General features: G+C 38.0%; 9 protein-coding genes. All 9 read right to left on the minus strand.

Annotated elements, in window-relative coordinates:
- Nucleotides 1-7 precede the first annotated feature (7 nt).
- Entirely contained in the window at nucleotides 8-832 is an 825-nt protein-coding gene (locus ACFP65_RS03465; protein ID WP_379915908.1) for a DUF1189 family protein, read from the minus strand.
- 35 nt (nucleotides 833-867) lie between these two features.
- Nucleotides 868-1,725, minus strand: a complete 858-nt coding sequence (locus ACFP65_RS03470) for a sugar ABC transporter permease (RefSeq protein ID WP_379915910.1) — start codon at nucleotides 1,723-1,725, stop codon at nucleotides 868-870.
- Nucleotide 1,726: 1 nt separating this feature from the next.
- Nucleotides 1,727-3,034 (minus strand): sugar ABC transporter permease, encoded by a 1,308-nt coding sequence (locus tag ACFP65_RS03475; RefSeq protein WP_379915952.1) that lies wholly within the window; start codon nucleotides 3,032-3,034, stop codon nucleotides 1,727-1,729.
- Between the two features lie 105 nt (nucleotides 3,035-3,139).
- A complete protein-coding gene (locus ACFP65_RS03480; RefSeq protein WP_379915912.1) occupies nucleotides 3,140-4,423 on the minus strand; it encodes an extracellular solute-binding protein in 1,284 nt (427 codons plus the stop codon).
- Nucleotides 4,424-4,536: 113 nt separating this feature from the next.
- Entirely contained in the window at nucleotides 4,537-6,297 is a 1,761-nt protein-coding gene (locus tag ACFP65_RS03485) for a glycoside hydrolase family 13 protein (protein ID WP_379915914.1), read from the minus strand.
- A gap of 25 nt (nucleotides 6,298-6,322) precedes the next feature.
- Nucleotides 6,323-8,212 carry a glycoside hydrolase family 13 protein gene (locus ACFP65_RS03490; RefSeq protein WP_379915916.1) on the minus strand — a complete coding sequence of 630 codons (1,890 nt, stop codon included), beginning with the start codon at nucleotides 8,210-8,212 and terminating at the stop codon, nucleotides 6,323-6,325.
- Nucleotides 8,213-8,216: 4 nt separating this feature from the next.
- Nucleotides 8,217-9,914 carry a glycoside hydrolase family 13 protein gene (locus tag ACFP65_RS03495; protein WP_379915918.1) on the minus strand — a complete coding sequence of 566 codons (1,698 nt, stop codon included), beginning with the start codon at nucleotides 9,912-9,914 and terminating at the stop codon, nucleotides 8,217-8,219.
- Nucleotides 9,915-10,057: 143 nt separating this feature from the next.
- Nucleotides 10,058-11,017 (minus strand): LacI family DNA-binding transcriptional regulator, encoded by a 960-nt coding sequence (locus tag ACFP65_RS03500; protein WP_379915920.1) that lies wholly within the window; start codon nucleotides 11,015-11,017, stop codon nucleotides 10,058-10,060.
- A 246-nt stretch (nucleotides 11,018-11,263) separates the two neighbouring features.
- Nucleotides 11,264-11,569: a hypothetical protein gene (locus ACFP65_RS03505; RefSeq protein WP_379915922.1), complete on the minus strand. Its 306-nt coding sequence runs from the start codon at nucleotides 11,567-11,569 to the stop codon at nucleotides 11,264-11,266.
- Nucleotides 11,570-11,613: the final 44 nt, after the last annotated feature.

Below are 11,613 nucleotides of genomic sequence, written 5' to 3' on the forward strand. Positions count from 1 at the left end.
AATCTATTCACTCCTGTACTCTAGTTTGATCTCTTTTATCGTTGAACTGTGTTTTAAAATAAATTAGAACTAGCATAATGAGTAGTCCTGTTGTTTGAATCGTCATCATCCAGATAATATCGAACTGAATTAATCCATATAGTAAAGCTAAAATCGTTGGTAGTCCCAACCCATAAAGAATAATTGCAACAGACTCTTTATAGGTGGTTATTGAAGTTAAATGACTTTTTTTCGTGAAATAAAGAAATAGCGCTGAGCCCAGGGTTAATACGATTAACATAGCAAAAGTCATACATGAAATTAAAAAAGTTAATGCTGCTACGATATAGACACGATTATTCACTCTCCATTGTCGATTCAACTCCGTTTTCACTTCTTCTACTGAAGCAGATTCCACCGAAAAGTCTTTTGTATAACGTACTTTTAGTTCAGGTTGTGCATATTCTCTGATTGTGAACTCCGTTGGACCAAATGCTATAGCGACATCACTGTCGAGCAAAGGATCATCTAAAGGATCAATGAGCATCACCCCGTCTTCTTTCGTCTGAAGTGTAGATTGTTCGATAAGTAATTGGCCTCCTTCTACAGGAAGCTCAGAAAGCGCCTCTGCAGCTTCGTCATCGATTAATCCGAAAGCTTCTGGATAAAACTGTTCAACACCAATTGTGTCTGTCTGCGCAAAGTTCAATGAAACTGGAATCGTGATCAGTGCATTTAAAAAGATCAGAACGATGACAATGGTTGGCCATCCAATCGCATGACGATTGAAAAAGGCACGCTTAGGTGTAAAAATATTCGTAAAATAATTTAATGGAAAGCTGTCTGTTCTCATATTCATTCCTACTTTTTAAAATCATTTTTTGTACATTAACCCTTCGTTCCACCTGCTGTTAATCCAGATACAAAGTGTTTTTGTAGATAGAAGAACAAAATACAGATTGGTAAAGCAATTAAGATGGCTCCCGCAGCGAATAACGTGACACGTTGGTCTCTAGGATTACTGATAAAAGTTTGTAGGCCAATCGCTACTGTATAGAGTTCAGGTGTTCTGAGTAAGAACCTTGCTAACATATATTCTCCAAAAGGACCCATAAACGCCCAAAGCGCTTGAACAGCGATCATCGGTTTAACGAGTGGAAGAATAATTTGCCAGAAAGATCTCAAGTGTCCGGCACCATCTAATTTAGCTGATTCGTCTAACTCCAGTGGAACAGTATCGAAATACCCCTTCATGAGCCAGGTGTTCATAGGTATCCCCCCACCGATATAAATAACCGTTAAGAACCAGTGTGAGTTCAGCCCACCAACAAGGAGTGCCATAACGTAGAAAGCAGTCAAAGCCGCTGTTGTTGGAACCATTTGAATAATCAAGAAGAACTTAATACTTTGTTTTCTTCCAATGAAACGATAACGACTATACGCGTAACCCGCTAATGTAATCGCAGCTACCTGAATAATCATGGTAGTTCCGGCAACTTTTAAGGTGTTCAAGTACCAAGTACCATAAAGCGTATTATTAAATAATCTTGAAAAATTTGCCAGAGACCAAGGTCCTGAGAAATTCAAATCGAAAGCCATAATATTCCCTGTTCTGAACGCGGAAGTAATAGTGATCAAAAGAGGGTAAATAATAACGATCGACATCCCGATTAGATACGCATAAGAAAAGAATTTATTCCAGAAACGAGAATTTTTCTGTGTTTTAATTCGTTTGGCTTTTTTCATGTTAATCCTCCATTTCAAAAGCACGTGTCCGACTGAAAATAACCATTGAAATCGTAATAACAATTGCAGAAATAATTAATGTCACGGCTGCTGATATGTTATATTGTGGAGACGTTCCGGTCGTTAACTTGTAAATCCACGAAATCAAAATATCTGTCGATCCTGCTCCGCTTCCTACACTTCCGGGGCCACCTTCGTTAAACAGGTAAATCAAGTTAAAATTGTTAAAGTTTCCTGTATATTGTGTGATAAAGATGGGTGCAGCCACTGCGAAAATATGTGGCATTGTGATATGTCTGAATTTTTGTAAAGCTGTTGCGCCATCAATAACAGATGCTTCATACCAGTCATTTGGTATAGACTGTAAAATGCCTGATGTCAAAACATAGATATAAGGATAGCCGACCCAGCCTTGAATCATAATGATTGCGATCTTTGTCCAGAATGGATCTGTTTTCCAAGATATTGCAGGAATTTCAAGGAACGGAATGATCTGGTTAAAGAACGGGATAACTTGCGTATTGATTGCTCCAACACTTGGGTTGAAGATATTTGAAAAAGTCAAAATAGTAATAAACGCTGGAACTGCCCAAGGTAACAGCATAATGACACCAAAGAATCGGTTAAACCGAATGTGGGGTTGATTCAAAACCAGTGCTGTAAATACACCAATAACGAGCTGTAAAGTGGTTGCTGCTAGTGTCCAGATAATCGTCCACGAGAAAACTGCAAAGAACGTGTCTCGATAAGTCGTTAGTGTAAAAATGCTACTAAACGTCTCGAATCCAACCCAGTCGACAATATTCGCTGGTGGTACATTTTGAAAGTTGTAGTTTGTAAAGGCAATAAATATGGTTACCAATACCGGAAATACAATGGCAAAAATCATAACCAAGTAAGCGGGTATGGTTAGTAAGTAAGGAAATCCATTTTCAAATACACTAATTGCTGTATCTTTGATGGTATAGTTTACCGTGTTCGGACTGATGATTCTTTTCTTAGCAACACGATGCGCATCCATCATGACTGCTGCTGTAAAAACTAAATAAATAATGGTAAGGAGAATTTGAATGGTTCCTTCAATTAACAGGAATAATGAATGGTCTTCTCTTGGAATCGTTCCTAAAGTAATGAGACCTTCTATAGCTCCTGCTCCAAACAAGAGGAGTTCAATGACAGCTCCAACGAATACTGCTAAGAACACGATTCCTTTAACCAATTGTTTATTATAAAGCTGACCAAGTCCTGGAATAATGGATAGCCATGTCGCAGTGCGTATTTTTTTTAGCTCTTGATTAGAAAGTACAATCTTATCTTTCTTCTTATTCTTCAATTGTTACACGCCCTTTCAATGATAAAAACGGCAGAGATCATCCTACTATCTCTGCCGAATCATCTAGTCTTCTATTAAAGATTAATATTTCTGTTCAATGTTGTCTTGGATAATTTGAACTGCGTCGTTTGCTGACTCTTCAGCTGTTTTGTTTCCAGATCCTGCATCAAACATCATTGATTCAGCACCTGTCCAAACTTCAGCCATTTCGGGAATATTTGGCATTGGTACTGCATTGTTATATTGCTCGATTACAGCTACTGCTAATTCATCTTCTCCAGCTTCATTGATTGTATTACGAGCATTCTGATTAGCAGGAATTTCGTTAGTGTACTCATCATAGAGTATCATCATGTTTTCTTCATTTGTTATGAAATCTACGAACGCTGCTGCTGTTTCGTAGTTTTCAGTGTAAGAAGGAACGACCCACCCTTTACCACCTGCAAATGGAGCATATTCATTCCCATTAGGTAATGTCGGGATGGCTGCTACGCCGAGATTCACGCCACTATCTCTATAATTAGCTGCCCCCCATGGTCCGTTGATCACAGCTGCTGCATTGCCTTGGATAAACTGATCATCTATGAAATCACCGGCACTTGTTACATCAAGCATACCTTCTGGCCATACATCGTTGAACCATTGTTGTGCGTATTCAATTCCTTCAATTGCTTCTGGTGAATTTAATCCGATATCAGCAGTATCTTCACCGTCTTCTCCAAATACGTACCCGCCGAACCCGGAGATCAATCCGTAAGAGTTATAGAAGTCTACCCAATTTGCAAGGAATGCTGTACTTGTATCCGCTTGTCCTGAGAAAGCATATTGCTCATCTTCTGTAAGAGCTTCCAATTCATCGAATGTTGCTGGTGCTGTATCCATCAGATCCTTATTATAGAAAAGAACAAGCGATTCAATAACGAATGGTGTACCATATACAGTTTCATCAACGGTTACTTGTTGTTGATCTGTTTCATCATATCGTCCATCATCTACAAGTGTCATTTCAGACAAATGACCTTGTTGACCCATTCCACCGATTCGGTCATACGGAGATAAAAGTACATCTGGAGATAACCCTGCTGGACCATCTAGAGGCACCGCTTCTAATGTATCGAACATGTCTCGTTCAGATACGGTAACTTCAACACCATACTCTTCTTCAAATGCTGGAGCAATTGCTTCAACGAATTCTACGTAATCTTCTCCAACCCCAACTTCGATTGAACCCCCGATTTCACCAGTTGTTGTACCCTCACCTTCTGTTTCGCCTTGTGAACCTGAACCGCTATCTGATCCATTTCCACATGCTGCGAGTAATAGTGCTGCTGAACCTGCCATTGCTAATTTATAAAATTTTATCATCTAATTTTTCCTCCTCTTACTTTCTGTACCTGTCTACATTTTCAATTATATTTCATTACTAAATCTTTGCAACCGTTTTCTTTATGTTACCGGTATCAGTATTTTATAACTATTTAAGAACAACCCTTTTCAAATTTGTAAAGAACATGTGATTCTGGCGGTAGCGAGACACCCTCGCCTAAAGTAAGTGAGTGTTGCAAAAGAATATTTTCCCCTTTTCTACCTTTTAGTTCACTCAATTCGATTCGTTTTTGCTCGCTAGACTTGTTGACTAGAAGATAGATAGAGAGCCTTTCTGTTTCTTTTTTTAAAGCTAATATATCGCTCTGAACTTCAAGAAAAGTAAACCGATTTCCTGTGAATAGTTCTTGCTCCGCCTGTCTGACCTTGGATAAAAGCTGAATGTGTTCTTTGAAATCCACCGCTTGATTGTTCGTCCATTGCATCGGTTTTCTATTTTCAGGGTCTTCATCACCATCCATACCGATTTCTGTTCCATAATACAAACAAATAGAACCTGGAAGTAGAAAAAGCATAGTGAGACACAGTTCTGTTTTGCTTCGGTCAAAACCAGTATACTCATACAATCTCGGTGCATCGTGACTATCTAACAATGTCAGCATACCTTGTTGAACATTCTCTGAGTATTGCAATAGAGACTGTACAAATTGTTCTTGAAAATCAGCTGTAGAGATTCTTCCTGCAGCAGCCCACTCAAGAATCGGTTTCCCCAATGGATAATTCATCACACCATCTAATTGGTCGCCCAAAAGCCAAGAATCTGCGTTATGCCAAATCTCCCCAACAATATAACAATCTGGGTACGCACTTTTTAAACGTAATCTCAATAATCTTAAAAAGGCATGGTCAATTTCATTGACTACATCAAGACGCCAGCCATCTATCCCAAAGGTTTCCACCCAATACAACGCAACATCTATCAAATATTTCTGTACCTCTTTGTTCAGTGTGTTCAACTTAGGCATATTCGGTGTGAAATGACGGTAATGCGTATCTAAACGAATTCCCTCAACGCTTTCCAGCGGAAATTGTTCAATATAAAACCAGTCTTTGTAGGCTGATTGTTCGCCATTTTTTAAAACGTCTTGAAAGTATACAGATTGGTCTCCAATATGATTGAAAACACCATCCAGTAGAATTCGTATCCCTAATCTATGCGCGTCGTCAACGAGCGATTTGAATATCTCCTTATTTCCTAGTCTTGGATCGATTTCAAAATAGTTTTCTGTATCATATCTATGTGCAGTCGGACTTTGAAAAATCGGCGTTAAGTAAATCCCTGAGATTCCAAGATTTTTTAAATACGGCAATTTTTTTCGTATACCTTCTAGTGTTCCATTGTGAAAATCGTACTGGCCCAGTTGTTCTTTGCTTCCCCAAGAAATATTTTCAGGATTATAAAAACGGTCTGGCATAACTTGATACCAGACTGTTTCTTTAACCCACTTTGGTGCTTGAAATACTTCAGATTCATGTAAATAAGGAAACGCGAAATAACTATTGATATCATTTTCTATAAATACATCATCTGGAGAAAACCAGCCGCGTTCAATATATAGAGCCCTTTCTTCATGAGTTTCTAGTATAAATCCATAGCGCATTTGATGATTATACGGACGGTGTTCGATTTGCCAATAATCATAAAGGGTTGTTTGAAAGAGTAATTGCATTTTCGTTTTTTCTTTTTTCCAATAGTAACCTTCTGATCCTTTTACCCAGCCATCTGGATGATCTGTCAGCAAATAAACGCACTCAATATCTCGCGCAGTTCGAATGGTTAGACACATCGTTTGAATATCTTTCATGTAAGCATACGAACTATTCGCTTTATGATAGATCGCTTGTTTATTCAACATTTCTCCTCCTTTACCCTAGTAATTAATTTCTAACCAAGTGTGAAGGTAACACTTTTAATTGTTTCATTCTTTCTTTTGTACGCTGGCGTTTTTGCTCTATACGCTCGCGCTTTTCAGCTTCTGTGTCTAAATGATAATAGACAACAAAGCCATTTTCATGAAGGACTGTTTGATTATCATAATGAACTGTGCCTGTTTCTAAAGATAATTCTGCCTCTACTGGAACCGAGTCTAGAAAAGCATCGTCTCTGTCTTGATTGAAGTAGAATATTAATGACTCATTCCCTAAAGTGCGTTTAAATCCGATCAACTGCTCATCATCTCTAACATCGTTCCAATTCGTTGCGCCATAAGTTAGAATGTTTTGATAATTTTTACGGAAGGAAATCAATTTTTTGGTAAACTCTAGCATATCTTGATCCTGAAGTGAGCCATCCCAAACCATGCATTTTCTACAATCAGGATCCATATCCCCATAAAGCCCAATTTCTGTTCCGTAATAAATACAAGGTGTCCCTGACTGTGCAAACATAAAAGATAGAGCCGATTTGACTAGTTCCTTATCTCCTTTCGCTTTTGTCAGCAACCTAGGAGTATCGTGTGAATCCAACAAATTGAACATCACTTCAGAAGTTTGTTGTCTATATAACATCATCTGTGCATTCAATCCAGATACCATACGTGAAGGTGAGATGATTTTCTTTAAAAAGTAATTTTCAATATTATCATTGAAAGCATAATTCATCACTGCGTGGAACTCATCTCCGTTTAACCAGTTTTGCGATGAATGCCAGATTTCACCTAAAATATATATATCTTCTTTAATCGCTGTCGTTTCTTTGAAGAATTTTTTCCAGAAGAAGTGATCTACTTCATTTGCCACGTCTAATCTCCAAGCATCAATATCGAACTCTTCTATCCAGTATTTTGCGATGTCTAATAAATAGTCCTGAACTTCTTGATTCGCTGTGTTTAGCTTCGGCATATGTCCTGTAAAAGCGAAGGTTTCATAATTCACTCGTCCAACGTTTTCCATTTCATCCGTCGTCAACTCTCCGAGATTTTGTACTGGATAATTGTGGATATAGAACCAGTCTGTGTATTTTGAATTTTCTTGATATTTCAGCACATCTTGCCATTGCGGAGAATGCCATCCCATATGGTTGAACACTGCATCCAGCATAATTTTGATGCCTTTTTCGTGGGCTTTACTGATTAATTCTCTGAACGTTTCTTTATCTCCAAAGGCAGGATCAATTTCGTAATAATCGATGGTGTCGTATTTATGATTAGAAGACGCCTTGAAAATTGGGCACAAATAAATACCGTTGATACCAAGATCTTCTAGGTAATCCAGTCGATCGATGATGCCTCTTAAATCTCCACCATAGAAATCGTCTCTGGACGGATTTTCTTTATGCCCCCAAGGCAGAGTGTCTTCGGGATTAATAGATGCATCGCCATTCTCAAAACGATCTGGAAAAATTTGGTACCAAACTGTTTCCTTTACCCATTCTGGAGCTTTAAAGGCATCAATTTCATGGATATAAGGAATTCTAAAGTAAAAGCTCGCTTCTTGTAAAAAGGCTTCTTCATAGGGATAAACACCTTGATCAGAATAGAATACTTCAATCCCGTCTTGACCAGTCACATGAAATCCATAAGACATTCGATTAGTTTGCTCGTGGGTATCAATCAGCCAATAGTCATGTAAGTTAGTACTGGCTATTTTCTTCATTTCCTTACCGTTTTCGTACCATTTATCCGCGTCAATCGTGTAAGGATCTCCACTCAATAGTTCGACATGAGCGACATCTCCAGCTTGTGTTCTCAAGCGGATATGGAAATGATTTTTTTCGTATAGGTAGGCATATTCGCTTTCAGTTCGGTGGTATAAAGCTGCTGTGTTCATTTAATTAACTCCCTTTATAGTCTGATTTAATAACAAGTGAAGCATAAGGTGATAAGACAATTTTTCCATTATTATAGGTGTTGTTTCCAACACTTAACGTACTGTCTTGATTATTAAAATCGGTTAGATCTAGCAAACTCTCCTGTGGCTCTCCACTTAAATTCGAGATGACAATTGCTTGTTCTTCTTCAAATTGTCGACGGTAAGCCATGATTGGGCTTTTGGAAACGAGCATCTCGTAAGATCCATGTGTGAATAGAGCTGTTTTTTTCAGTTGAATGAGTTGTTTATAAAAGGTCAAAATACTGTCTATATCTGTTTCTTGAGCAGCCACATTGTAGGCTATTTCCTGATTGACTCCACTCCAAGGCTCCACAGTAGAAAAGCCCGCATAGATTTGATCTGACCACTGCATAGCTCCTCTACTAGCATTGATACTAAGTGCGCCCAAATAGTTTTGTGCTTCTTCTTCAGTGATTCCTCTGTCCAAAAGCGTTGCATACACTTCATGAATATGCTCAATTCGTGTATTCTCCCAACGCTTTAATTCTAAATTCTTCATTCCGATTTCTTCACCGTTTAAAAGAACGGGTACACCTCTTTGCAAGTACATTGTTGTCGCAAGTGTTTTGGCACTTTCTTCCCTGAATTCAGTGGGATCTCCTAATCTGGAAATCGCTCTTTGCATGTCATGATTGTTCAAATAGAGCGTCATCTCACTGACTTCTCCAACTTTTCTCTGCCATTCATCCATAACTTGTTTAAAGGCTATGATGTTTAACTTCCCTTCTTGATTTTCTAAAGGAAATCGGTCGTCTTTTTTTGTCGTATCCATTGGGAAATATTTAAAAGAGACAATCGAATCACAGGCTTCTCCTTTAGGAAAGGTATACTTGACCGCTCTTTCTGGGTCAGCGGATGCTGCCTCACCTAGCAAATAAGCATCTGGATAATCTTCTCTAATACTTGCAGAAAATTCTCTCAGATAGTCATCTACTTGAGGTAAATTAGCAAAAAATTCTTCTGCACTAACCAGTTGACCAGGATCCGCATATCGGGCGTCAGGATATCCGAGCTCTTTCTCCATGTGAATAAACGCATCAAGCCTATATCCGTCAATGCCTTTTTCTAGCCAGAACTTTGCTATTTTGATCATTTCTTTACGAACCACTTCGTTTTGCCAATTCAAATCTGGCATTTCTTTGTCAAACAGATGAAAATAATAGTCACCTGTTTCAGATTCTTTCTCCCAAACAGATCCACCAAAAAAAGATTTCCAGTTGTTTGGTAGCTTTCCCTTTTGCTCTTCTTCCTTCCATATGTAGTAGTCTCGGTAAGGATTGTCCGGTCCTTTCAACGCTTCCTGAAACCATTTATGTTTGGAAGATGTGTGGTTCAATACAAGATCAAACAAGATTTTAAGTCCTCTTTTGTGCGCCTCCTCAATTAGTAACTCTACTACTTCCATACTGCCATATTGTGGATCGATGGTGTAATAGTCAGAGACATCATAACCATTATCCACATGTGGAGAACTAAAAATTGGATTCAACCATATCGTCGTTACTCCTAATTCTTGAATGTAATCAAGCTTTTGGATGACACCTTTTAAGTCACCGATACCATCCTGATTCGTGTCCAAAAAACTTTTTGGATACACCTGATAGATGACTTCTCCACTATTTATTCGACTACTCGTCACTTAAAGCCCTCCTTCGTGAAGCGGTTTCATTATTATTCTAGCATCTGCCTTAAAAGAAACAAGGTAATCTTCAATGTTACCGATAACAGAAAAAAACCAGAGCTTATGTGCTCTGGTCCTGAATTCATCCTATTTTGAATCATCTAAACGGACGGTTCTCGCGTAGTGCCTCCTAGTTTTAATTCCGTCTCAAAAATCGCATTTTCTTGAGGAAGTCCACCAGCATTGATTTTATTTAATACTAACTGTACTGCAGCCGCACCCATTTCGTCGAGTGATTGTTTCAAGGTCGTCAAAAATGGATAAGCAATTTGATCCAAAAACACACCGTCGTGTCCAATAATCCCATACTCTTCTGGAATGCTACCGCCTTGTTCTTGCAATTCTCTGCTGATTCCTAAAGCTAATCGATCTGTTGCACAAATAAATAAAGTATTCGAATTGAATTCTTGCCAATTTTCTCTAATAAACGTCGCTGAAAATCGTGATCGATTCTCTAATTTTACAACTTGTTGCTTTAAACCATATATTTCCATAGCCTTCCGGTAGCCTTTTTCTCTAGATAACGCAAACGGTTCGTTGACGTCCATACCAATGAATACGATAGTCTCATAATTTAAAAGCACGCCATACTCTACTGCTTTTTCAATACTCTTTTGATTATCACTATCGACAAAATCATATCCATGGGTATTTTCACCAAATAATACCATTGGTTTATCGAGTGTGTTGAGCCATTTGTAATCCGATTCTCTCATCCCACATACAATGTACCCATCTGAATCTCCAATTTGAGTATTGCGCTTGGTTACTAATTGAAGTCCATAAGAATGCTTTTCCAATTCGTTCGCAATACCTACAAGCAATTGCATATAATAAGGTTCTACATAATCCATTTCTTCCAGTATTAATAGTTTGATAATTTGTGTACGGTTTTCAGCTAATGCTTTTGCCATGACGTTTGGTTTATAGTTCAATTCTTTCATTGCGGCATGGACCATAATTTTTAATTCTTCTGTTACCCTTTCAGGGTGATTGATGACTCGAGAAACGGTCATTTTAGAAACATTGGCTTTTTTTGCCACATCACTTAATGTTGGCAATAGAATCATCTCATTTCTGATGGTTGATCACTGATCACCTAGCATGAGCGCACACTGATTTTTTACCATCGTTTTATCCAGTTGATTTTAGCATATTTAAAATACTGTCGCTATAACTTATAATTAACGCTATTCGTTTTCCTTACATCATTATCTTTTTAACCTGGATGGTTAACTAATAAAAAAGACCTATAAAGTCGTAACCTTGTTTGGTTACAAAAATTTCTAGGTCAGTCTTTCAAGGGTTTAGGTGTTCTCTGCTTGTTTCATTTTATAATAATTATATCCTAGTTGAGCAAAGTATCCAATAACACCTATCGTTACTAAGGCAATGCTTACTGATTGTGACCATACGTCGCTATAAAGGATAATCCAAATAGATAACACAATCAAAGGAGCTATCCATAATGTACGAATAAATTTTCTACGGTAGGAAAGACCGTAATACACAAACTGAAATCCCTTGTCTGTCTTTTTATGATTACGATAAATAATCGGTAAAACAATTGCTAAAATCACCCCAACAATGATAGGCAAATAGATCCACCACATGCTGTTTCCTCCTTATTGTTTTTTTCAAGATTAGCTTAACATGA

This window comes from Marinilactibacillus sp. GCM10026970 (assembly GCF_042660675.1).
In the GTDB taxonomy this organism is placed as follows: Bacteria; Bacillota; Bacilli; order Lactobacillales; family Carnobacteriaceae_A; genus Marinilactibacillus.